General features: G+C 72.5%; 21 protein-coding genes. 10 read left to right on the forward strand and 11 right to left on the reverse strand.

What is annotated here, in order from left to right; genetic code table 11:
• Positions 1-3: 3 nt before the first annotated feature.
• Positions 4-633, reverse strand: coding sequence for a TadE/TadG family type IV pilus assembly protein (locus ACS5RC_RS07600; RefSeq protein WP_478343212.1), 630 nt, complete (start codon positions 631-633; stop codon positions 4-6).
• Entirely contained in the window at positions 630-1196 is a 567-nt protein-coding gene (locus ACS5RC_RS07605; RefSeq protein WP_478343213.1) for a TadE/TadG family type IV pilus assembly protein, read from the reverse strand. Before ACS5RC_RS07605 ends, ACS5RC_RS07600 begins: the two co-directional genes overlap by 4 nt.
• A gap of 559 nt (positions 1197-1755) precedes the next feature.
• On the opposite strand from ACS5RC_RS07605, the gene ACS5RC_RS07610 reads away from it, so the two are divergent.
• From ACS5RC_RS07610 to ACS5RC_RS07630, 5 genes are all read left to right on the forward strand, one after another.
• Positions 1756-3069, forward strand: coding sequence for a pilus assembly protein TadG-related protein (locus ACS5RC_RS07610; protein WP_478343214.1), 1314 nt, complete (start codon positions 1756-1758; stop codon positions 3067-3069).
• A 67-nt stretch (positions 3070-3136) separates the two neighbouring features.
• Complete coding sequence (locus ACS5RC_RS07615) at positions 3137-4174, forward strand: HD-GYP domain-containing protein (RefSeq protein WP_478343215.1); 1038 nt, start codon at positions 3137-3139, stop codon at positions 4172-4174.
• 36 nt (positions 4175-4210) lie between these two features.
• Entirely contained in the window at positions 4211-6946 is a 2736-nt protein-coding gene (locus tag ACS5RC_RS07620; RefSeq protein WP_478343216.1) for an ATP-binding protein, read from the forward strand.
• A 283-nt stretch (positions 6947-7229) separates the two neighbouring features.
• Positions 7230-8069 carry a bifunctional allantoicase/(S)-ureidoglycine aminohydrolase gene (locus ACS5RC_RS07625; protein WP_478343217.1) on the forward strand — a complete coding sequence of 280 codons (840 nt, stop codon included), beginning with the start codon at positions 7230-7232 and terminating at the stop codon, positions 8067-8069.
• Entirely contained in the window at positions 8066-8569 is a 504-nt protein-coding gene (locus ACS5RC_RS07630) for an ureidoglycolate lyase (RefSeq protein ID WP_478343218.1), read from the forward strand. Before ACS5RC_RS07625 ends, ACS5RC_RS07630 begins: the two co-directional genes overlap by 4 nt.
• Before the next feature lie 81 nt (positions 8570-8650).
• Here ACS5RC_RS07630 and ACS5RC_RS07635 read toward each other — a convergent pair whose 3' ends face one another.
• Entirely contained in the window at positions 8651-9076 is a 426-nt protein-coding gene (locus tag ACS5RC_RS07635; RefSeq protein ID WP_478343219.1) for a VOC family protein, read from the reverse strand.
• A gap of 182 nt (positions 9077-9258) precedes the next feature.
• Complete coding sequence (locus tag ACS5RC_RS07640) at positions 9259-10005, reverse strand: YebC/PmpR family DNA-binding transcriptional regulator (protein ID WP_478343220.1); 747 nt, start codon at positions 10003-10005, stop codon at positions 9259-9261.
• A gap of 200 nt (positions 10006-10205) precedes the next feature.
• On the opposite strand from ACS5RC_RS07640, the gene ACS5RC_RS07645 reads away from it, so the two are divergent.
• Entirely contained in the window at positions 10206-11252 is a 1047-nt protein-coding gene (locus ACS5RC_RS07645) for an SDR family oxidoreductase (RefSeq protein ID WP_478343221.1), read from the forward strand.
• Between the two features lie 57 nt (positions 11253-11309).
• Here ACS5RC_RS07645 and ACS5RC_RS07650 read toward each other — a convergent pair whose 3' ends face one another.
• The 4 genes from ACS5RC_RS07650 to ACS5RC_RS07665 form a co-directional block, all read right to left on the reverse strand.
• Positions 11310-12059 (reverse strand): HAD-IA family hydrolase, encoded by a 750-nt coding sequence (locus ACS5RC_RS07650; RefSeq protein WP_478343222.1) that lies wholly within the window; start codon positions 12057-12059, stop codon positions 11310-11312.
• Positions 12053-12751, reverse strand: coding sequence for a ribulose-phosphate 3-epimerase (rpe, locus tag ACS5RC_RS07655; protein WP_478343223.1), 699 nt, complete (start codon positions 12749-12751; stop codon positions 12053-12055). The genes ACS5RC_RS07650 and rpe overlap by 7 nt, the downstream gene beginning before the upstream one ends.
• Before the next feature lie 118 nt (positions 12752-12869).
• Positions 12870-13730 carry a phosphoribulokinase gene (locus ACS5RC_RS07660; RefSeq protein WP_478343224.1) on the reverse strand — a complete coding sequence of 287 codons (861 nt, stop codon included), beginning with the start codon at positions 13728-13730 and terminating at the stop codon, positions 12870-12872.
• Between the two features lie 22 nt (positions 13731-13752).
• Positions 13753-14808 (reverse strand): class 1 fructose-bisphosphatase, encoded by a 1056-nt coding sequence (locus tag ACS5RC_RS07665; RefSeq protein ID WP_478343225.1) that lies wholly within the window; start codon positions 14806-14808, stop codon positions 13753-13755.
• Between the two features lie 187 nt (positions 14809-14995).
• Here ACS5RC_RS07665 and ACS5RC_RS07670 point away from each other — a divergent pair, with 187 nt between their 5' ends.
• From ACS5RC_RS07670 to ACS5RC_RS07685, 4 genes are all read left to right on the forward strand, one after another.
• Positions 14996-15943: a LysR family transcriptional regulator gene (locus ACS5RC_RS07670; RefSeq protein WP_478343226.1), complete on the forward strand. Its 948-nt coding sequence runs from the start codon at positions 14996-14998 to the stop codon at positions 15941-15943.
• On the forward strand, positions 15940-17178 hold the full coding sequence (locus ACS5RC_RS07675) for an NAD(P)/FAD-dependent oxidoreductase (protein WP_478343227.1): 1239 nt from the start codon (positions 15940-15942) through the stop codon (positions 17176-17178). The genes ACS5RC_RS07670 and ACS5RC_RS07675 overlap by 4 nt, the downstream gene beginning before the upstream one ends.
• 278 nt (positions 17179-17456) lie before the next feature.
• Complete coding sequence (locus tag ACS5RC_RS07680; RefSeq protein WP_478343228.1) at positions 17457-18644, forward strand: patatin-like phospholipase family protein; 1188 nt, start codon at positions 17457-17459, stop codon at positions 18642-18644.
• Between the two features lie 82 nt (positions 18645-18726).
• Positions 18727-19524: a TetR/AcrR family transcriptional regulator gene (locus tag ACS5RC_RS07685; protein WP_478343229.1), complete on the forward strand. Its 798-nt coding sequence runs from the start codon at positions 18727-18729 to the stop codon at positions 19522-19524.
• An 11-nt stretch (positions 19525-19535) separates the two neighbouring features.
• Here the strand turns inward: ACS5RC_RS07685 and ACS5RC_RS07690 are convergent, their stop codons facing one another.
• The 3 genes from ACS5RC_RS07690 to ACS5RC_RS07700 all read right to left on the reverse strand — a co-directional run bounded on the left by ACS5RC_RS07690 (position 19536) and on the right by ACS5RC_RS07700 (position 22852).
• Positions 19536-19889: a c-type cytochrome gene (locus ACS5RC_RS07690; RefSeq protein WP_478343230.1), complete on the reverse strand. Its 354-nt coding sequence runs from the start codon at positions 19887-19889 to the stop codon at positions 19536-19538.
• Positions 19886-21244 (reverse strand): PQQ-dependent sugar dehydrogenase, encoded by a 1359-nt coding sequence (locus ACS5RC_RS07695; RefSeq protein WP_478343231.1) that lies wholly within the window; start codon positions 21242-21244, stop codon positions 19886-19888. Before ACS5RC_RS07695 ends, ACS5RC_RS07690 begins: the two co-directional genes overlap by 4 nt.
• 99 nt (positions 21245-21343) lie before the next feature.
• Complete coding sequence (locus tag ACS5RC_RS07700; protein WP_478343232.1) at positions 21344-22852, reverse strand: NAD(P)/FAD-dependent oxidoreductase; 1509 nt, start codon at positions 22850-22852, stop codon at positions 21344-21346.
• Between the last annotated feature and the right edge of the window lie 257 nt (positions 22853-23109).

Consider the following 23109-nt stretch of genomic DNA (forward strand, 5'->3'; position numbering starts at 1 on the left):
TCGTCAGATCGCGAGGGCCGGGCAGGCCTCGCCGCCCGGGAGGATCACCTCCGGCTGGCCGTAGACGGTCTTTCCGTCCCGCACCGGCCAGGACACCGTGTAGCTGAAGGTCCAGGTGTTGAGGATGGGCACCATCCGGAACAGCGCCGCGTAGGGCATCCGCACCTCGGCCATCACGTAGCGCGCCCCCGCGGTGGCGCTGCCGGCCGGTGCCGGGCCGATCAGCGCCCCGACGGCGCGGGCCTGATCGTTCTGGGTCGCGCTGGAGCAGACCTTGGCCACGAAGCCGGTGCCCTGCGCGTAGACGCCGACCGCGCTCAGCACGATCCCCGCATTGGCGATGCTGTAGGGCATCGCCACGGCCTGGGCGGCCGCGTAGATCTCCGACAGGCTGGCGAAGTCGTTGCGCGAGATCAGGTCCGCCATCGTGGCGGCGGCGAGGTTCAGGCGCTTGCCCGTGGAGAAGGCCCGCGGCAGCTCGACGGACGCCATGAACAGGAGCAGCAGGATCGGACCGATCAGGGCGAACTCGACCGCGCTGACGCCGTCGCGCGCGGCCAGGAAGCGGGCCGAGAGCCGCGTCAGGGCGCGCGCGAGGACGTGCAGGACGACGCGGGCCGGCGACCGCCTCACTGACAGGTCTTCCCCGAATAGGGTTCGGTGCGGAAGACCGCCGTGGCGACGAGGAGCTGCGTGTTGCGCCCCATGGTCTGCCGGGTGAAGTCGAGGAAGGTGAACAGGCGCATCACCGGCACGGCGGCGCGCAGCGCCACCACGTCGCTGCCCGACGGGCAGTCGAAATGGCTGCCGAAGCCGTCGGCCCAGGTCTGCTTCTGGCTGTCGTAGGGCGGCATGATCTGCACGCTGGAGAAGCTGCTGCCGTGCGTGACGTCGAGCTTGAGGTCGTCGCAGCGGAAGAACACGGTCCCGCCGCACATGACGCGGCGCAGGCGCTCGGTCGGGTCGCTGCCGTCGGCGCTGTCTTGGAACTCGCCCGTGCGCAGCACGCGCGTCGCCCGCCCCATGGCGACGTCGAGGGTCTGTTGAGAGAAGACCAGCATCGAGGATTCGAGGATCACGCTGAGCAGGAGCAGGAACGGCAGCGCCACGAGCGCGAACTCGACCGCGCTGGCCCCGCCCCGCGCATGCCCGAATCCCGCGCCGGCCCGGCGCAGGGCGCGCGCCAAACTCGCCAAGCTCGCCCAGCCGGCCCGAACCGGGCGACCGGCGGCGTGCGGACGCGCCTGACGCGGCGCGGCGTCTGGCGGTCGGATCTCAGGGCAGGTGCCATCAGGGGACATGCGGGAGGGCCCGGGGACAGGATCCGGCGTGCCGCCCCATCGGCTCGATCCGTGATCACGGGGAGTTTAACCGCCGGCACCTTTACAACCCGTAAGACTGGGCCGGACCACGTGCCGGCCGCGCGTCCGCCCGGGCCGGTGCAGTCCGCGTCTCCGACCCGCGACCGCGGCGCATCAGACCGGAGCGGTTGCCCCGACGGCCTCAAGTCACCGGGACAGGACGAGAAATCGGGCCGGCGCCGAAGGGCCCGGACCGCCGGGACGGCCCGTCCGGGACGGTTCGTTAACCGGCGACGCGTATGCCGGTCGCGGATCGGACGGTGATCTGACCGGATGAACGGCGGCGATGAGGCGGCGTGGAAGGCCAGGGGAACGCGGGCGTGAGCGGGGCCCGAGGCCGGCGCTGATCGCAAACCTCGCCCGGTTCGGGACCGATCGCGGCGGCGCGGTCGCGGTGGTCTTCGGCCTGAGCGCGCTGGTGCTCGTCGGCCTCGTCGGCGGCGGCATCGACTATGCCCGCCTCACCGCCCGGCGCAACCAGCTCCAGAGCGCGGCCGATGCCGGGGTGCTCGCGGGCGGCAACGCCCTCAAGCTCGCCTCCTCCAGCGGCGCCTCCGTCGCGGGCGTCACCGAGCAGGTGATCCGGGATGCCGCCAAGGTGCCGCCCGACCGGCCCTTCGCCGTGCAGGTCACGGTTCCGACGGACAAGACCAGCGTCACGGCGCGCGTGCAGGAGACGATCACCCTCGGCTTCGGCGGCTTCGTGGGGCTCGGCACCACCGTGATCTCCGCCCAGGCGCGGGCGAGCGTGGTGGGCCGGATGCGGCTCTGCATGCTGACGCTCGATCCGCTCGCGACCGGCGCCTTCAACCTGCAGAAGAACGCCCAGGTCACGGCCAACGGCTGCGCGCTCTACTCCAATTCGGCCAGTCCGAGCGGGATGGTGGGCGGCGACAGCGCGATCGCGCGCGCCGACACGATCTGCTCCGTCGGCGGCTATCTCGGCGCCCGGGCGAACTTCGCGCCGCCGCCGCAGACCGGCTGCCCGGTGATCGAGGACCCGCTGAAGGGCCGCGCCAACCCGGCGATCGGCGCCTGCATGGGCCTGCCCTACCCGTTCAACCTGCTGCCGCTCGGCAAGACGCCGACGATCGACAAGGACGTCACCCTGGAGCCCGGCACCTATTGCGCCGGCCTCCAGATCAAGAAGAACGCCGTGGTGACGCTGAAGCCCGGGATCTACATCTTCAACGACGGTCCGCTGATCGTGCGGGACAAGGCCAGCCTGAGCGGGGCCGGCGTGGGCTTGTATTTCGCCGGCAACAAGGGCGGCTTGCTCTTCGACAAGGACACCACGATCAGCCTGACCGCGCCGACCACGGGCGAGATGGCGGGCCTGCTGATGGCCGAGCAGACCACCGTCGCCAACCCGCTCGACCCCGCGGTCCTCGCCAACCTGCTCGACCTGGGATACCCCATCCCTCCGACGCCGGCGCCGCTCGGGGCGACCAAGCCGCTGCGGACCTACCGCATCATCAGCAACAACGCCCGCACCATGCTGGGCACGATCTACCTGCCGACCGGTCGCCTCGTGATCGACGCGACACAGCCGGTGGCGGACCAGTCGGCCTACACGGTCGTGGTCGCCCAGCAGGTCAATCTCTACGAGGGCCCGAACCTCTATCTGAACGCCAATTACGAGGGCACCAGCGTGCCGGTGCCCAAGGGCGTCGGCCCCCTCTCCGGCAAGGTCATGATGACCCGATGACCGGCCCGCACCCGCTCGCTCCGCCGGACCTCCGGCCTCCGGCCCGTCGATCCTGGGGACACCCGCGATGCTCGCCCTGATCCTCGACGATGCCGAGATGAACAACCTGCTGATGATGCAGGCCCTGAAGCCCGTGCCCGATTGCGAGCCCGTGGACTTCACCGAGCCGCACGAGGCCCTGGCCTTCCTGCGCGAGAACGTGGAGCGGATCGGCATCGTCATCACGGATTACGAGATGCCCGGGATGACGGGGCTTGGCTTCATCGCCGCCGCCCGCGCCGTTCCGGGCTTCGCGCACGTGCCGATCGTGATGGTGACGAGCCTCGACCAGCAGAGCCTGCGCCGCGAGGCGCTGGCCGGGGGCGCCACCGACTTCCTCGGCAAGCCCTGCGACCCGGTCGAGATCCGGGCGCGGGTGAGCAACCTCCTCAAGATCAGCGCGGCGCACCGCCAGGAGCAGGACCGCGCCGCCTGGCTCGCCCGCGAGGTCGCGGCCGCGGTCTCGGTGATCGAGGCGCGCGAGCGCGAGATCATCACGCTCCTGATGCGCGCGGCCGAGCACCGCGATTCCGATACCGGCAACCACGTCGCCCGCGTCTCGGCCTACGCGGGCATCATCGCCCGCCGCCTCGGACTCGACGACGGCTCGGTGCGGATGCTGCGCCTCGCCTCGACCATGCACGACGTCGGCAAGATCGGCGTGCCGGACGCGATCCTGCTGAAGCCGGGGCCGCTGACGCCCGAGGAGCGCGCGCAGATGCAGGAGCATGCCGAGCGCGGGCGCCGCATCCTCGAGGGCAGCACGTCCGAGGTGGTGCGGCTCGCCGCCGACATCGCCGCGAGCCACCACGAGCGCTGGGACGGCAAGGGCTACCCGGCCGGGCTCGCCGGGGAGGCGATCCCCCTCGCCGGCCGCATCGTGGCGGTGGCCGACGTGTTCGACGCCCTCGTCTCCGAGCGGCCCTACAAGCCGGGCTGGCCGCTGGCGGAGGCGAAGGCCTTCCTGCGCGAGCAGGCGGGACAGCATTTCGATCCGGCCTGCGTCGAGGCCTTCCTCGCCGGCTGGGACGAGGTCGAGCAGCACTGCACCGCCCTGGCGGCGTGAGCCGCGGGACCGCCGGCGCGAGAGAGGGGTGAGGCCATGCGCGTGCGTTCCCACGGATCCCGGCACTCGCTCGCCCGGCGCCTCGCCTGGGCGGTGATCGGCGCCGTCGCGGCGGCCCTCGTCCTCGCCACCGCCCTCTCGGTCTGGCGGGAGGTCGACCGCTACGCCGTCGACAAGCGGGAGGCGCTCCGCGCCATCGCCCAGGTCTTCGCCTATTCGAGCGCCGAGGCGATGGTCGCCGATGACGGGACGGCCGCCGAGACCACGCTGCGGGCGATCGCCCACGAGACCTCGATCGTCTACGCCGCCCTGGAGCGGCCGGACGGGTCGCTGCTGGCCGAGCAGGGCCTCGGCCTGCGCCTGACCCAGGACATCGACCTCGACGCCCGGGCCGAGCTCTCCCTCTACGACCTGCTCTGGGCCCGCACCCTGCGGGTGAGCGTGCCGGTGAAGGACAATGCCCGCGAGATCGGCCGCGTCGTCCTCGTGGCGCAGACCGGCGATCTCGCCGAGCGGATCGGCGCCGTGGCGCTCACCGCGACGCTGGCGGGGCTCCTCGCCGTCGCCCTCGGCCTCGCGGTCTCGGCCCGGCTGCAGCGCTCGGTGACCCGGCCGCTGGCGGCGCTCGCCACCACCATGGACGCGGTGCGCCTGCACCACGATTACACGCAGCGGGCCGAGATCGCCGGGAGCGACGAGGTCGGCGCGCTGGCCGGCACCTTCAACGCCCTGCTCGGTGCCGTGAACGAGCGCGACCGGCGCCTGGCCGAGCACGGGGCCCGCCTGGAGGAGGAGGTCCGCCTGCGCACCCTCGATCTCAGCGCGGCGATGCGGAGCGCCGAATCGGCCAACGCGGCGAAATCCACCTTCCTGGCCACCATGAGCCACGAGATCCGGACGCCGATGAACGGCATGCTGGTGATGGCGGAACTTCTGGCCGGCGCGGACCTGCCGCCGCGCCAGCGCCGCTACGCCGAGGTGATCGCCCGCTCCGGCCACTCACTCCTCGCCATCATCAACGACATCCTCGACTTCGCGAAGGTCGAGGCGGGCAAGCTGGAGCTGGAGCGCATCCCGGTCGATCCGGGCGAGGTCGCCGACACGGTGGTGACGCTGTTCGGCGAGCGCGCGCGGGGCGCGGGCGTCGATCTCGCCGCCGCCGTGGCCCCCGACGTGCCGCGGCGCCTCGTCGGCGATCCGGTGCGCCTGGGCCAAGTGCTCGGCAACTTCGTGTCGAACGCCCTCAAGTTCACGGCCAGCGGCCACGTCCTCGTGCGGATGGAGATGCGGGCGGGCGGCGCGATCCTGCGGATCAGCGTGGAGGACACCGGCATCGGCATCCCGGCGGAGACGCTGCCCACCCTCTTCACCGCCTTCTCGCAGGCCGACCAGTCGACCACGCGCCGCTTCGGCGGCACCGGCCTCGGGCTCTCGATCGCCCAGCGCCTGATCGCGGCCATGGGCGGCGCGGTGGGCGCCGAGAGCCGGCTCGGCCACGGCTCGACCTTCTGGGCCGAGATTCCGGTCGAAGCGGCCGAGCACGCCCCGGCCCCGCGGCGCGCGGCCTCCGTGCCGGCGGGCATCGCCCTGACGGGCCTCGGCGGCGCGACGGCGACCGCCCTGGCCGAGAGCCTCGGCGCGGCCGGCTTCGCCCTCGGGGAGGGCGGGGAGAGCCCCCTGCGCATCGTCGCGGCCGAGGACCTCCTGCGGGCCGGGCGGCGCCCCGAAGGCGCCCTGCGCGTGGTCGCCCTCTCGCCGATGGGCGAGCCGGCCGGCGCGGAGGTCGCGCAGGCGGGCCTCGCCGACGAGGTGCTGCGCTGGCCGGTCGTGCAGGCGGAATGGCGCCCCGTGCTCGGCGCCCTCGCCGAGGGCGCCGCCTTCGCGCAGCCGGAGGGGGGCGTCCAGGCCGCCGCACGCAGCCGCGCGCTGCCGCAATTCCCCCAGGCGCGGGTGCTCGTCGCCGACGACAGCGCGGTCAACCGCGAGGTCGCGGTCGAGGCACTCGCCCGCTGCGGCGTCACCGCGGTCGTCACCGTGGAGGACGGCGCGGCGGCCGCGCAGGCCTGCGCGGAGCAGCGCTTCGACCTCGTCCTGATGGACGGCAACATGCCGATCCTCGACGGCTTCGCCGCCGCGCGCGCGATCCGGGACCGCGAGGCCGGCACGGGTGCGGCCCGCGTCGCCATCGTGGCGCTCACCGCCCATGTCGTCGGCGACGGCGCGGTGGCGTGGCGCGAAGCGGGCATGGATGGCGCGCTCGCCAAGCCCTTCACCCTGGCCCAGCTCGCCGAGACGCTCGGCCGGGTGCTGGCGCCCGCGCCGGCGACGGCCCCGGCGGAGGCCGCGGCCGCAGGGGCCGGCCCGGGCGAGCCGGCGGGGGAGACGCCCCTGCTCGACGTGCGGACGCTGGCAGCCCTCGCCGAGATGGGCGACGGTGCCTTCTTCGCCCGGGTGCTCGGGCTCTACACGCGCCAGGGGCCGGTCGCCCTCGCGGCGCTGGCGGAGGCGGTCGCGGCGGGCGATGCCGACGCCGTCGCCCGGGCCGCGCACGGCCTGAAATCCATGAGCGGCAACATCGGCGCGGCCCGTCTCGGGGCCGATCTCGGGCGGATCGAGCGCGAGGCCCGCGACGGGGGCCGCTGTCCCGAGCCGGAGGCGGTCGAGCGTCTGCGCGCCGACCTCGCCGACACGCTGGAGGCCCTCGCCCGCTACGCCGGAACGCTCGCGGCCGACGCGCCGCCGGAGCCCACCCGCATCGCGGCGGCCTCCTGATCCCGCGTCGCCCGCCCGCAGGCAGCCCGCAGTCCATTGGGACGCCGCCTGGACGCTACCCGCAGGCAGCCCGGATCCCGGGTCGGCCCGGCCGCGCCGGGCGCTCGGATCCCTCGATCGCCCGGGCCCCGATGGGTTCGCGGTGGCAGGCGCGGCGCCGCACGGTTAGATCAACCCGCGGAGCCGAGGGCCGCGCACGAATCCTGCGGGGCCCTCGAGCCGTCGGTGCCCTGCGCGGGGATGCCGCCGGCCCGCTTCCGACCAGACACCGAAGGGTCCCCCGATGAGCGCCCCCGCCTACAACCCGCCCTGCGGCGGCCTGCCGCCCCAGACTGCGCTGATGACCGGCCGCGCGGTGTTCACCGAGGCCTACGCCGTCATCCCCAAGGGCGTGATGAGCGACATCGTCACCAGCGTCCTGCCGTTCTGGGAGGGGACGCGCGCCTGGATGCTGTCGCGCCCGCTCTCGGGATTCTCCGAGACCTTCGCCCAGTACCTGATGGAGGTCGCCCCGGGCGGCGGCAGCGCGCGGCCGGAGCCCGACCCGGAGGCCGAAGGCGTGCTCTTCGTGGTCGAGGGGGCCCCGAGCCTGACCCTTGAGGGACGCGACCATCCCCTGCGCCCGGGCCACTACGCCTACCTCGCCCCCGGCGCCGCATGGTCCCTGCGCAATGCCGGGGCGTCGCCGGCGCGCTTCCACTGGATCCGCAAGGCCTACGAGCGGGTCCCGGGGATCGACGCGCCCGAGTCCTTCCTGCGCCACGAGGCCGACATCGTTCCGGCGCCGATGCCGGGCACGGACGAGGCCTGGGCCACCCTGCGCTTCGTCGCCTCCGACGACGTGCGCCACGACATGCACGTGAACATCGTGGCGATGCGGCCGGGCGCCTCGATCCCGTTCGAGGAGACGCACGTGATGGAGCACGGCCTGTTCGTGCTGGAGGGCAAGGCCGTCTACCGGCTCAACCGCGACTGGGTCGAGGTCGAGGCCGGCGATTTCATGTGGCTGCGCGCCTTCTGCCCGCAGGCCTGCTACGCGGGCGGCCCCGGCCCCTTCCGCTACCTGCTCTACAAGGACGTCAACCGGCACGCCGGGCTCCGGCTCCGGAGCACCGCCCGGTGAGCCCGCGCAGCCTCGTCGCCCGGGCCCTGACGCCCGCGGCCTTCGCGCCCTACGGCACGGTCATCGACAGGGCGGCGGTCGCGTCGCGGCCGATGAACGCCGGCCGGGCGCGCCGCTTCCCGGACCTCGCGGAGATCGCCGTGGCGGGGGAGGGCGCCCGCGTCGTGATCGGGCTCGTGGAGGCCGAACCCTACCCGATCCCGCTGGCTCTGAGCCTGGTGGAGCGCCATCCCCTCGGCGCCCAGGCCTTCGTGCCCCTGAACGCGGCCCCGTTCCTCGTCGTGGTCTGCCCGGACGAGGGGGGCCGCCCGGGCCGGCCGGAAGCCTTCGTCACCGCGCCGGGCCAGGGCGTGAGCTACGCCATGAACGTCTGGCACGGGGTGCTGACCCCGTTCGGCGCGGCCCAGGACTTCGTGGTGATCGACCGCGGCGGCGTGGGCGTGAACCTTGAGGAACACGTCTTCGACGAGCCCTGGACGATCCACCTGGACGCGCCCTGAGCGGGGGGCGCCCCTTTCGGTTCGGGCGCCCCGGGGCTTGCGCGCCGTGGGGAGCCGATCTCGGCGAGGCGGACGCGGGGCCTACACGGGCAGGGTGAGGCCGCCGTCCTCGGAGAGCGCGAAGCCGGGGTTCCAGGCCACCTCCCACACGAACCCGTCCGGGTCGCAGAAATGGCCGTGGTAGCCGCCCCAATCTGCGGTCTGCGGCGATCGGGTGATGCGTCCTCCGAGGGCCTCGGCTCGGGCGAGCACAGCATCCACCTCGTCACGGCTGCGGGTGTTGTAGGCGAGCGTGAAGCCCTGCGAGGGTTGGGTTTGCAGGGCGACTCCCGCGTCCGCGGCCAGCTCGGCGCGCGGGTAGAGCGACAGCCCCAGACCGCACAACTGGAAGAAGGCGACACCCTCCGCGGCGAGGACCCGGCGAGGCCAGCCCAACCCCTCGTAGAAGGCCGTCGCACGGTCGAGGTCGGTGACGCCGAGGGTCACGAGGCTGATGCGCGGTTCCAAGCGAGACCTCCAGCAAACCGGAGCGGCGAGCCCGTCCGGCTGGGATCCGATCCGGGCCGGACGGGCCTGTCGCGTCCGGCCCCGGGGCATCGTCCCGATGGCCGGTTCGCGGCGCGCGGAACGGCGGATGCAGGAACGATCTCCCGGCGCCTCGTCCCGGATCCCGTGTCCGGGACGGTGCGCTAGGCCGCGAGCTTGGCCATCAGCGCCTCGGAGAGCGCGAAGTTGACGTAGACGTTCTGCACGTCGTCCTGGTCCTCGATCACCTCGACGAGGCGGATCAGCTTCTCGCCGGTCTCGTCGTCGACGTCGATGGTGTTCTGCGCCTTCCAGACGAGGCCGGTGCGGGTCGGCTCGCCGAACCGGGCCTCCAGCGCCTTGGCCACCTCGCCGAAGGCGTCCTGCGCGCAGGTGATCTCGTGGCCGGTCTCGTCGGAGCGCACGTCGTCGGCGCCCGCCTCGATCGCGGCCTCCAGCACGGTGTCGGCGTCGGCCACCGAGGCCGGGAAGGCGACGATGCCGACCCGGTCGAACAGGAAGGCCACGGCGCCGGTCTCGGCGAGGCTGCCGCCGGACTTGGTGAAGGCCGAGCGCACGTCCGAGGCGGTGCGGTTGCGGTTGTCGGTCTGCGCCTCGACGATGAGCGCGGCCCCGCCCGGGCCGTAGCCCTCGTAGCGGATCTCCTCGTAGTTCTCGCCCTCGCCCCCGGCGGCCTTCTTGATGGCGCGCTCGATGTTGTCCTTGGGCATGTTCTCGGCCCGGGCCGCCAGGATCGCGGCGCGCAGGCGCGGGTTCATCGACGGGTCCGGCGTGCCGAGCTTGGCCGCCACCGTGATCTCGCGGGCGAGCTTGCCGAACACCTTGGAGCGGACCGCGTCGACGCGGCCCTTGCGGTGCATGATGTTCTTGAACTGGGAATGGCCGGCCATGTCTCGGGTGTTTTCAGTCTGTCGCGGCGGAGCGTTCGGACTCTCGACGCCGCTCGATGGAACCTCAAGGCTTATAGGCCGGCCGCCGCCGGACAGGCAACGGACGGGATCGCCCGGCCCTCGTATGCGCCCCGACGGAAAGATCGGCGTCTCCGCACGTTCACGCACCGGAAGCGGCCGGGGTGCCGCCGGGAGCTTCGATGCGGCGGGATATGGGACGGACGGTGGTGGTGACCGGGGCCAGCGCGGGCGTCGGTCGGGCGGTGGCCCATGAGTTCGCCCGCCACGGCTGGAACGTCGGCCTGATCGCCCGGGGGGCAGCGGGCCTGCGCGGCGCGATCCGCGACGTGGAGGGGGCGGGCGGAACGCCCTTCGCCGTGGCGGCGGACGTGGCCGACGCGGACCGGGTCGCCGAGGCCGCCGACGCGATCGCCGCGCGCTTCGGCGGCATCGACGTCTGGATCAACAACGCGATGGTCACGGTCTACGCCCCCGTGCAGGAGACGAGCCCGGAGGAGTTCCGGCGCGTCACCGAGGTGACCTATCTGGGACAGGTCAACGGCACGCTGGCCGCGCTGAAACACATGGCGGCGCGGGATTCGGGCACGATCGTGCAGATCGGCTCGGCGCTCGCCTACCGCTCGATCCCGCTTCAGGCGAGCTACTGCGCGGCCAAGGCGGCGGTGCGCGGCTTCACCGATTCCCTGCGGAGCGAATTGCTCCACGACGGCAGCCGGGTCCGGCTCACCATGGTCCAGCTGCCCGCGGTCAACACGCCGCAATTCGATTGGGCCCGCTCGCGCCTGCCGCGCAGGCTCCAGCCCGTGCCGCCGATCTTCCAGCCCGAAGCCATCGCCCGGCACGTCTACCGCGCGGCCCACGAGGCCCCGCGCGAGCTCTGGATCGGCACCCCCGCCTGGAAGGCGATCCTCGGCACCATGGCGATCCCGGGCTGGATCGACGGCTACCTGGCCCGACACGGCTACGAGGGAGAGATGACGCGCATGGCGGCGAACCCGAACCGACCCGACAACCTCTACGCGCCGGTCGACACCGATCCGGGGGCGCATGGCCGTTTCGACGGCCGGGCGGTCTCCCGCGTCGTGGCGGCGGACCCACGCTGGCTCAGGCTCGGCATCGCCGCAGCGCTCGGCGCCGTGGCGGGCGCGACGCTGTTCGCAACCGAGGCCCAGGGCCGGTCACAGGGCCGGTCGCGGGGGCGGCTCGACCGCGGGCGCGATCGATAGATCCTGCGGGTCTGCGACGCCCCCGTCCCGGGGACCGCTCGGCCCGTGCCGGGGCCGTCAGCTTTGGCCGGCGTGCCACGCGCGCAGGGCCGCGAGCGTCACCACCCCGTCCGGCCAGACCGCGCCCGCGAGGTGGCGGTGCGGATGGTCCGGCTCGCCGAGGTCGGAGATCGCCGAGAAGGCGCCGTCGAGGGGGTGGCGCTCCGTGTAGAGGCTGCGGGTCGCGATCACCGGCAGGCCGGCATCGAGGGCGGAGCGGATGCCGGCCGCCGAATCCTCGAAGGCGATGGCGTCGGAGGCCGGCACCGAGAGGCGCTCCAGCGCGAGGTCGAACACGTCGGGGGCCGGCTTCTTGCGCAGCGCCTCGTCGCCCGCCGCGATCACGTCGAAGGGCTGGTCGCCGTCGGGGAAGTTCACCGCGATCAGCCGGTCGACGTTGGGGCGGCTCGTGGTGGTGGCGACCGCGAGCTTCACGCCGTCCGCGCGGGCCTCGGCGATCAGGCGGCGGATGCCGGGGCGCAGGCCGAGGCCGCCCGCCGCGACGAGGTCGCCGTAGACGCGGGTCTTCAGGCCGTGGATCTCGGGGCTGCGCGCGAGCAGCCCGGCGGCCTCGCGCGGATGGCGCGTCTCGATGAAATGGGCGAGCCGCTCCTTGCCGCCCATCACGGTGAGCAGGTCGGCGTAGGTGGCGGGCTCCCAGTGCCAGGGCAGGCCGAGCAGCCCGAAGGCGCGGTTGAAGGCCTGCCGATGCAGGTCCTCCGTCTCGGCCAGCGTGCCGTCGACGTCGAAGATCAGCGCCCTCAGCATGGGATCGGCCCGGGTCCGCCGCGGGCGGATTCGGCGCCCGCGCGGATCGCCGCGATGCGCGCCGCATAGGCCGCGGGCCCGTCCCGGAACACGGCGTTGCCGGCCACGAACACGTCGGCCCCGGCCCGGGCCGCCGCCGCGACGGTCCCGGCGTCGATGCCGCCGTCGACCTGGATGCGGATGTCGCGGCCCCCGATCATCGCCCGCACCCGGGCGACCGTGTCGAGAGCGCTCGGCAGGAAGCTCTGGCCGCCGAAGCCCGGATTGACCGTCATCACCAGCACGAGGTCGACCGCCTCGAGGAGCGGCTCGACCATCGCGGCCGGCGTGCCGGGATTGAGCGCGACGCCCGCCCGCTTGCCGAGGGCGCGGATCGTCTGCAGCGAGCGGTGGATGTGGGGGCCCGCCTCGACGTGGACGGTGATGCCGTCGGCGCCGGCCTCGGCGAAGGCCGCGAGGTAGGGATCGGCCGGCGCGATCATCAGGTGGACGTCGAAGAACCGGTCCGTGTGCGGGCGCAGCGCCTTCACCACGGGCGGTCCGAAGGTGATGTTAGGCACGAAATGCCCGTCCATCACGTCGAGGTGGATCCAGTCGCCTCCGGCCTCGGCGACCGCCGCCGTCTCGGCGCCGAGCCGCGCGAAATCGGCCGAGAGGATCGAGGGGGCGATCAGGGCGGAGCGGGTCGTCATGGGGCGCCTTTCGGACGGGAGATCGGGCCCGGTTCCCGCGCCGACCGCATCATGCGCGCGGGCCGGGCCCGGAGGGAAGCCGGACTTGCGTACGGAGCGAGACGGGGACGAGGACGGATCAAGCCAGCCGGCGCCGGCGCTCGACGAGCTGCATGATGATCGGCGTCAGGATGAGCTGCATCGCCAGATCGAGCTTGCCGCCGGGGATCACGATGGAATTCGCCCGGCTCATGAAGCTGTCGTGGATCATCGAGACGAGGTAGGAGAAATCGATCCCCTTCGGATCCTTGAAGCGGATCACCACCATCGATTCGTCGGCCGTGGGGATCCAGCGGGCGATGAACGGGTTCGAGGTGTCGACGGTGGGCACCCGCTGGAAGTTGATGTCCGTCCAGGAGAATTGCGGGCAGATCGTCTGCACGTAATCGGGCATCCGCCGCAGGATCACGTCGGTGACGGCCTCGGTGGAATAGCCGCGGAACGAGCGGTCCCGGTGCAGCTTCTGGATCCATTCGAGGTTGATCACCGGCACCACCCCGATCTTAAGGTCGGGATAGCGGGCGATGTCGAGGCTCGCATCGACGACGCAGCCGTGCAGGCCCTCGTAGAACAGCAGGTCGGAGCCCGGCGGGAAATCCTCCCAGTCCGAGAAGGTGCCCTCCGGGATGCCGTAGCGCGCCGCGTCGTGCGCGTCGTGGGCGTAGTGCCGGGTGCGTCCGGTGCCGGAGGCGCCGTAGCTGCGGAAGACCTCCTCCAGCTCCGGCAGCAGGTTGGCGCGCGGGGCGAAGTGGCTGAGCGTGGGCTCGCGCGCCATCATCGCCCGCATGGTGTCGCGATCGTAGGCGTGGAAGCCGTCGCCCTCGATGTAGACGGCGCTGACGTCCTCGCGGCGGAAGATCTGCTCGAAGGTGTTGCGGACGGAGGTGGTCCCGGCTCCCGAGGAGCCGGTGACCGAGATGATGGGGTGACGCGCCGACATCGGATCCGGTGGGTTCTCGCGCTCAGCTGCGCATCAGGCCGCGCTGGCCGAACAGCGGCGAGCGGCCGGCGGCGTGGTTGCGCCCGTCGAAGTACTTGGCCACGCAGGCGACCTCCTCGACCGAGCCGAAGACCAGCGGCACGCGCTCGTGGATGCCGGTGGCCGCGATGTCGAGGATGCGACGCTCGCCGTCGGTGGCGCCGGCATTGGCCTGCTCCATCAGCATGGCGATCGGCGCGGCCTCGTAGAGGAGGCGCAGGCGGCCTTGCCCGTAGCCCTTGCGCTGATCGCCCGGGTACAGGAACACGCCGCCCCGCATCAGCACGCGCTGCGCGTCGGCCACCAGCGAGCCGAGCCAGCGCATGTTGAAGTCCTTGTCGCGCGGGCCGTCCGAACCCTGCAGGCAATCCTCGACGAAGGCCTTGATCGGCGCCTCCCAGTGGCGCGCGTTCGAGGCGTTGATCGCGTATTCCTTGGCCTGGACCGGCACGTCGAGCCGGGGATGGGTCAGCCGGAAGGCGCCCTCGGCCCGGTCGAGCACGTAGATCTGCGTGCCCTCTCCGAGGGTGAGCACCAGGGCGGTGGCGGGGCCGTAGGTGACGAAGCCCGCCGCGAGCTGCGCGGTGCCGGGGCTCGTGAACGAGGCGAGCGGGTTCTGCGGATCCTGCACGGCCGGGCGGATCCCGAAGATGGTGCCCACCGCCATGTTGACGCCGATGTTCGACGAGCCGTCGAGCGGGTCGATGGCGACCGCGAGCGGCGCGCCGGCGTTGAGGTGCATCACGCCCTCGGCCTCCTCGGAGGCGACCTCGGCCACGGGCGCGGCCTGGAGCGCCTCGGTGACGCGCTGGTGGGCGATGACGTCGAGGGCCTTCTGGACGTCGCCGTCGCTGTTGTGCGAGCCCGCCGCCGCGAGGTCGCCGCCGAGCGCGCCGCGGCCGATCACCTCGCTGATGATGATGGCGGCCCCGGCGATGGCCGTGACCACCGCGGCCGTGTCCGCGAGCTCGGGCCTGTCCGCCACGGCCTGCGCGAGGCACGCGTCGAGGCGTGATCCGACCTCCAGAGATCCTGCCATCGGTCCGGTCCTCAATCCTGAATTGCCATCATGCCGTGGCGACCCGCCCTGCCGAGGCGAGGTCTAACCGCAGCGCTACCACGATGATACCGCGCCGACCCGGCGGATCACCAGGGCCGACGGTCGGCCTCCGTCAAGAATTCTAAAATACCTTGCGGCATCTTACAAAAAAACTAGAACCAGCCTCATGCGCAACCTGTCTCTCAAGCAACTCCAGGCTGTAGCTGCGGTCGCCCGTCTCGGCACGATGACGCGGGCGGCCCAGGAGCTGAACGTGACTTCGGCGGCGCTCTACGCGCGCATCCGCCAGCTCGAGGAGGAGGCCGGCCTTCTGCTGTTCGACCGCACCCCCAACGGTCTCAAGCCGACCGATGCCGGGCGCGAGATGCTGTGGGCGATCGACAGCATCAACACGGTGCTGGAGACCTGCACCGAGCGCCTCCAGACGCTCAAGGGCGGCGCGGGCGGACGCGTCGCCATGGGCGTCGTGTCCACGGCGAAGTACTTCGCGCCCAAGGCCATCGCGGGTTTCATCGAGCGGCATGCGGGCGTCGAGATCAACCTCTCGGTGCGCAACCGCAGCGAGACGGTCGAGGCGTTGCGCAATTACGAGATCGATTTCGCCATCATGGGCCGGCCGCCCCGCGACTTCGCCATCGAGGCCGAGACCTTCGGGCCCCACCCGCTGGTGCTGATCGCCGCCCCCGGCCATCCCCTCGCGGGCCGGCGCGGCATCGCCCGGGCGGATCTGGCCGACCAGCCCTTCTTCGTGCGCGAGGACGGGTCGGGCACCCGCACGGTGTTCGAGGAATTCATCAGCGGCATCATCATCCGGCAGGCGAAGCTCGGCATCGACACGGGCTCGAACGAGACGATCAAGCAGGCGGTGATGGCCGGCCTCGGCATCGCGCTCCTGTCGGCCCACACGGTCTCGGCGGAGGTGGAGAGCGGTCGCCTCGTGCTCCTCGACGTGCAGGGCCTGCCGATCCGCCGCGACTGGTACATCGTGCGCCGGGCCGACAAGGTGCTGGGGCCGGCCGCCGCCGCGTTCTGGGAGTATCTGGTGACGGACGGGGCGCGGTGCCTGCCCCGGCTCGGCGCCCTCGAGGCCGTCGGTTCGGAGGGCGAGCGGTGAGCGCGGCCGGCATCCTCGTCCTGGGCGCCGGACAGGCGGGGTTCCAGCTCGCCGCCTCGCTGCGCGAGGGGGGATGTGCCGATCCGATCACCGTGATCGGCGACGAGCCCGGCTTGCCCTACCAGCGTCCGCCCCTGTCGAAGGCCTATCTGGCCGGCAAGACCGACGCGGAGGGGCTGGCGCTGCGCCCGGCCGCCTATCTCGCCGAGCACCACATCGCCTACAGGCCGGCCCTGCGCGCGGAGGCGATCGACCGCGCGGGCCGCCGCGTCCTGACCGCGGACGGCCCCCTGGCCTACGATCACCTCGTCCTCGCCACGGGATCGCGCAACCGGCCGCTGCCGGTGCCGGGCGCGGATCTCGACGGCGTGCGGCAGCTGCGCGGCCTTGCCGACGCGGATGCCCTGAAGGCGGCGATCGCGCAGTGCCGCAGGGCGGTGGTGATCGGGGCCGGCTTCATCGGGCTCGAATTCGCGGCGGTCGCGGCCGTCCGCGGTGTCGAGGTCACGGTGGTCGAGGCGGCGGCCCGGCCGATGGCGCGGGCGGTCTCGCCCGAGACCGGCGCCTTCTTCCGGGAGGCGCATGCCGCGGCCGGCATCCGCTTCCTGTTCGAGGCCGGGGTCACGGCGATCCTGGGAGAGGCCGGCCGGGTCTCCGGCGTGGCGCTCGCGGACGGCCGCACCCTGCCGGCCGACCTCGTCCTCGTCGGCATCGGCGTGCTGCCGAACCAGGAGATCGCCGCCGCGGCGGGACTGGAGACCGGCGACGGCATCCGGGTCGATGCGGCGCTCGCCGCCTCGGACCCGGCCATCTCGGCCATCGGCGACTGCGCCCGCGCGCCGAGCCGCTTCGCCCGCGGCCTGACCCCGGACGGGACGGTCCGGATCGAGTCCGTGCAGAACGCGATCGACCAGGCCCGCTGCCTCGCCGCGCGGCTCAACGGCCGCCCCGCCGCCTACGAGGCCGTGCCGTGGTTCTGGAGTGACCAGGGACCGCACAAGCTCCAGATCGCCGGGCTCGCCGGCCCCACCGATGCGAGCGTGGTGCGCGGCGCCGGCACCGCCTTCTCGGTGTTCCGCTTCCGCGACGGCGCGCTGAGCGCCGTGGAATCGGTCAACCGGGCGGGCGACCACATGATCGCCCGGCGGCTGATCGCGGCCGGCACGGCACTGACGCCGGAGCAGGCGGCCGATCCGGGCTTCGACCTGAAGGCCCTGGCGACCGGACGGGGGTGAGAGGCGCCGCATGGGACGGGCCGGCGACGCGCGGGAGCGGGGGCCAGAACCGGGCTCTGGCGGCGTCCGACCGGATCTCGCCCGGCGCGCGCGGTTTCACGTGAAATTAACCCCGTTCGGCACGGGCCGGTAAACGAGCCTGCCGCGCCACACATGCGCGCCGATCGCGCGCGGAACGGCGCGCCCGAGGGCATCGCGATTGACGCCCTGCCTTCGAATGCCCAAGGTTTTCCGCGAGCCTGCGGACGGCTCGCATGTGGGGCTTCGGGACGGGGTCGATGACGCGTCGGTATGGTGTACTCCGCGGCCTCCTCGCCCTCGGCGTCGCGGCACAGCTCGCTGCCTGTTCCTCCTTGCCGCGCACGGCCTACACGGCGCAGCAGGCCGCGGTCGCGGACGTGCCCGGCATCCCCAACGCCCGCGTCTTCTCGGATGCCTCGGTCGAGACCTTCACGGCGCTCGCCTCGCAGCCGAAGGCGCGGTCGCACGGCTTCACCTATCTGGCGCTCTCGGGCGGCGGCGGGGACGGGGCCTTCGGGGCCGGCGTCCTCAACGGCTGGACCGAGTCGGGCACGCGGCCCGACTTCACCATGGTCTCGGGCGTCAGCACCGGCGCGCTGATCGCGCCGTTCGCCTTCCTGGGCCCGACCTACGACGCCTACCTCACCGAGTTCTACACCAGCGGCGTCGCCGAGACCCTGGTGCAATCGCCCGACATCACCAACGTCCTGTTCGGCTCCGGCCTGTTCGGCGACGGCCGGCTGCGCAGCCTGATCGGCCGCTACGTCACGCAGGACCTGCTCACCGCGATCGCGGCAGAGAACGCCAAGGGGCGCCGCCTCCTCGTGGTGACCGCCAACCTCGACTCGCAGCGCGCCGTGATCTGGAACATGGGCGCCATCGCGGCGAGCGGGGCGCCGAACGCCCTCGACCTGTTCCGCGACGTGCTCACCGCCTCGGCCAGCATCCCGGCGGTGTTCCCGCCCCAGCTCATCGACGTCCAGGCCGGCAACGCCGCCTTCCAGGAACTCCACGTCGACGGCTCGGTGGTCACCCCGGTCTTCACCCTGCCGCAGGCGCTGCTGGTGCAGCAGGGCAAGCTGCGCACGGCCGGCAAGGCGGACATCTACGTGGTGATCAACGGGCGTCTCGAGCCCGAATTCGACGTGACCAAGAACAACACGCTCTCGATCGTCGAGCGCTCCTTCACCACGGCGAGCCGCGCCCGCAGCCGGGCCACGCTGACCACCACCTACGCCTTCGCCCGCGCGAACAGCATCGGCTTCAACCTGACCTACATCGACGAGGGCGCGCCGAGCGCGAACGCGGCCCGCGGCTTCGACACCGCCTACATGCGGGCGCTCTACAAGTCCGGCTACGAGAAGGGGCGCACCGGCCGGTTCTGGGAGCACACCGTGCCGGCGGCCCCGATCGTCAAGGCGGCGATCGCCGAGGCCACGCGCTGAACGGACGCGCGCGGCGAACTCGCAAAGCGGGCGCGCCGCCCCTAGATTGCCCGGATCACGCGTACGTGGAGCGGACAATCCGATGACCGAGAGCGCAGGACCTGCCCGCAAGGGCCGGAAGACCGCCGCCAAGGGCGCGGCCTCGAGCCCGGCCGGCACGCCCGACGAAGCCGTCGCCGAGACCGCGGCACCGGCGGCCGCGCCCCCGAAGCCGTCGCCGCGGGAGGCCGCCGTCGAGGCGCTGATGCGGCTCGCGGCCGAGCAGCCCTGGAGCGACATCGAGATCGGCGACATCGCCCGGGAAGCCGGCCTCAGCCTGGCGGAGTTGCGCGACCTCTTCCCCTCGAAGGGCGCGGTGCTGGGCGGCCTCGCCCGCATGATCGACCGGACGGTCCTGGAGGAGGAGAGCAGCGATCTCGCCGACGAGCCGACGCGCGAGCGCCTGTTCGACGTGCTGATGCGCCGCCTCGATGCCATGACCCCCTACAAGCCGGCGCTCCGCCGGATCTCCGCCTCCCTGCGCGGCGACCCGCTGACCGCCCTGGCTCTCAACGGGGTGATGCTGAACTCGCACCGCTACATGCTGGCCGCCGCCGGCATCGACACGGAGGGACCGCTCGGCCGCCTGAAGCTGCAGGGCGTCGTCATCGCCTTCGCGCGCGTCACCGAGACCTGGCTGGAGGACGACGATCCGGCGCTGGCGCGCACCATGGCCCGGCTCGACAAGGAGATCCGCCGCGGCGAGCGCTTCATGGAGCGGGCCGAGGACGCCAGGCGCCTCACCGCACCGCTGCGGGCGCTGGGGCGGGCCGTGCTCGACCGCCGGCGCGGCCGCGCGTCCGACGCCGACGAATCGTCGGACCCGGCCGCCGCGATCTGACGGCCGGGACCTCAGCCCGGCGGCAGCACCTCGATCTGAAGGCTGCTGTAATAGGCCGCGAGATCGGCGAGATCCTGATCGGGGAGGTCCTTGGCCACGACGTTCATGATCTCGTTGCGGCGGGTGCCGTCCCGGTACTCGCCGAGCGCCTTGACGAGGTAGGGCTCGACCTGGCCCGCGAGGTTGGGCGCCTCCGGCAGCTTCGACAGCCCGTCGAGCCCGTGGCAGGTCTGGCAGGCGGCGGCGCGCCGCCGTCCCGCCTTGGCATCGCCCGCGGCCTCGGCGGAGGTGGCGAACCCCGCCGACAACCCCACGGTCAGGACGGCGAGCGCCGCCGTCCCGACGGCGATGCGGGCCGCGCTCATTGCGCCTTGCCCCCGGTCCCGCGCCCGTCCTGCTTGCTTCCGTCCTGCTTGCTTCCGTCCTGCCTGCCCCCGTCCTGGCCCTCGTAGGAGATGCGGTAGATCGCCCCCGCCGTGTCGTCGGAGACGAGGAGCGAGCCGTCGAGCAGCACCGCCACGTCGACGGGCCGCCCGAGATACTCGCCGTCGCCGGTGAGCCAGCCCTCGGCGAAGGGTTTCACCGAGGCGACCTTGCCCTCCTTGTCGAGGGTCGCGAACATCACCCGGGCGCCCACCGGCTCGGTGCGGTTCCACGAGCCGTGCTCGGCGATGAAGATGCCGCCCCGGTAGCTCTGGGGGAACATCCGCCCGTTGTAGAAGGTCAGCCCGAGATCGGCCGCGTGCGGGGGCAGCTCCGCCATCGGCGCGACGGTGCCGGCCGGCGGGGTCTGGTCCTTGTACTCGGTGGTGCGCACCTGCCCGCCGCCGTACCAGGGGAAGCCGAAATTCTCGCCCGCCTTGGTGGCGTGGTTCAGCTCGCCCGGCGGCTTGTCGTCGCCCATCCCGTCGACCTGGTTGTCGGTGAACCACAAGGTCTTGTCGGGGGCGAAGTCGATCCCGACCGAGTTGCGGATGCCGGTGGCGAAGACCTCGCGGTTCTTGCCGTCCGCATCGACCCGGATGATCCCGCCGATCCCGGTCTTCGCGTAGAGGTCGAGCTTGTCGGCGGCCGGCACGTTGTAGGGCTGGCCCAGCGCGATGTAGGTCTTGCCGTCGGGCCCGACCCGGCAGACCCGGGCGGTATGGTTGTAGCTCTCCTCCGAGGCCGGGATCAGCTCGCCCTGCTTGACCACGATGCCGGCGGCGACGTCCGGGTTCTCGTAGAAGAACTCGGCCGCCGGGAAGGACAGCACCCGGTTCTGCTCGACCACGGTGAGCACGCCGTCCTTCGAGAAGCAGACGCCGTTCGGGATCTTGAAGTCGATCCCCGGCGCGAAGGCCCGCACCTCGTCGGCGACGCGATCCTTGTCGCGGTCGGTCACCGTGTAGAGCTTGTTCTTGCGGGTGCCGACGAACAGCACCCCGGCATTCGGCCCCACCGCGATCGAGCGGGCATCCGGCACCACGGCGTAGAGATCGATCCGGAAGCCCTCGGGCAGCTTGACCTTGGCGAGGGTCTTGCGGATCGCGTCGGCGCGCCGCCCGGTCTGCGGGATCTCGGGGGCGGGGCTGGTATCGGTGCTCCGGAAGGCCTGGAGCTTCTCGAGCGCATCGGCCTTGCCCTTCGTCTCGGCCGGCGCGGCGCCCTGGGCGAGCGCGCCGCCGGCGATGATGAGGGCCGCGCCCGTCAGGAGCGCGGTGAGGATCTGCGATCGCATGGGGTGTCCTCCCGGAACCGCCCTGTGCCGGGCGTGCCGGGTAAGATCTGGCGCGGTTCGACGCCCGGGCAAGCGGGCGCGGAGCGATCCGCGTGTCGATCAGGCCGCCTTGCGCGGCACGAGGCGCTCGCTGCCGAGGGCCGCTTCGGCGCCGGACAGGCCGGCCTCGGTGTACTCGGCGTCCTCGTTGACCCGCCAGACGTCGTGGCGGCGCTCGCCCGCCACGATGTTCTCGACGGTCAGCATCGCCGTCATCATGGCGTGGTCCTGGTTGTTGTACTTGTGCATGCCGTTGCGCCCCACGAGGTGCAGCGTGGGGAAGTCCATCTCCAGCTCGCGCCGCACGGTGGCGACGTGGTCGGCATAGGCCTCGTCGTAGACCGGGTAGGCCTTGGGCTGGCGCACCACGCAGGCATCGACCACGTCGGCGGGATCGATCAGGCCGATACGGCCGATCTCGTCCTTGGCCAGATCCACCAGCGCCGCGTCGGACGCATTCCAGAGACCGTCGTCCTCGAAGCAGAAATACTCGAGGCCGAGGCAGGTATGGTGCTCGTCCGGGATCATCTCGGGCGACCACGAGCGGAAGTTCTGGACGCGGCCGACCTTCACCGAGGGATCGTGGATGTAGATCCAGTTGTCCGGGAAGGTTTTGTCCGACTTCGCGATCAGCGCGACGGTGACGAAGTCGCGGTACTGCAGGGACCGTGCGTTGAAGGTGCTGATCGGCCGCGGCTTGATCGCCTCGACCAGCTCGCGCACCGGAGCCGAGGAGATCACGTGGCGCGCCGTGTAGGTCTCGCGGCTGCCGTCGCCGCGCAGGACGCTCACCGTCCAGATCCCGGTGGCCGGATCGAAGCTCAGGCCGTCGACGCCCCGGTCGAGCAGCACGTGGCCGCCCTGCGCGCCGATCTTGGCGGCGGCGGCCTCCCACATCATGCCGGGTCCGCGCCGCGGATAGCGGAAGGACTCGATCAGGGTCTTGATCACCGGCTCGCCGGGCTTGGGCTTGGCCTTCCGCTTCAGGCCGAGCGAGCGGACCACGCCGTCCCGGATCGCCGCGCCGAGGTCGAGCCCCTTGATGCGCTGGGCGGCCCAGTCGGCCGAGATCGCGTCGCAGGACATGCCCCAGACCTTCTCGGTGTAGGTCTTGAAGAAGATCGAGAACAGGCGCTCGCCGAACTGGTTGCGCACCCACTGGTGGAAGTTCTTCGGCTCGGCCACGGGCTTGGCGCGCGCGTAGAGGTAGGAGGCGACGCAGGCGGCGCTGGTGAACAGGCCGAGGTTGCGCAGCGCCTCGAAGGCCTTGAGCGGGTAGGCGTAGTAGCGGCCCCGGTAGTAGATCCGCGACAGGCGCGGGCGCTCGATGAAATCGTCGGGCAGCAGCTCGTCCCAGAGATCGACCACCGCCTTCGACTTCGAGAAGAAGCGGTGCCCGCCGATGTCGAACAGGTAGCCGTTGTGCGAGACCGTGCGCGAGATGCCGCCGACCTGGGCGGGATCGCGCTCCAGCACCGTCACCGCTCGACCCTGCTTCGACAGCAGGTAGCCGGCGGTGAGGCCCGCCGGTCCCGCGCCGATGATCAGCGTCTCGGTGTGATGGCTCATCCCGCAGGCTTTCCCGTCAGAGCGCGCCCGCGGCGGACCGAACGGTCCCACGGGCAGAATGCGTGGAGGCCGCTTGTCCCGAGGATCGACGTGCCGCCGGGGCAGGCCCGCGACCGGCACGCCGGTCGGACCACGGCGCGAAGAGGATCCTGCCGTGCGTCTGGTTAAGGAAGGGCTCCCAACATCGGGACCGGGCCTCCGCGCCGCCCGGAACCGGCAGCGCGCGCCGCCCGGACCCGGCGGCGGCCTGCCTTGAC

Source organism: Methylobacterium sp. HJ2, assembly GCF_056431005.1.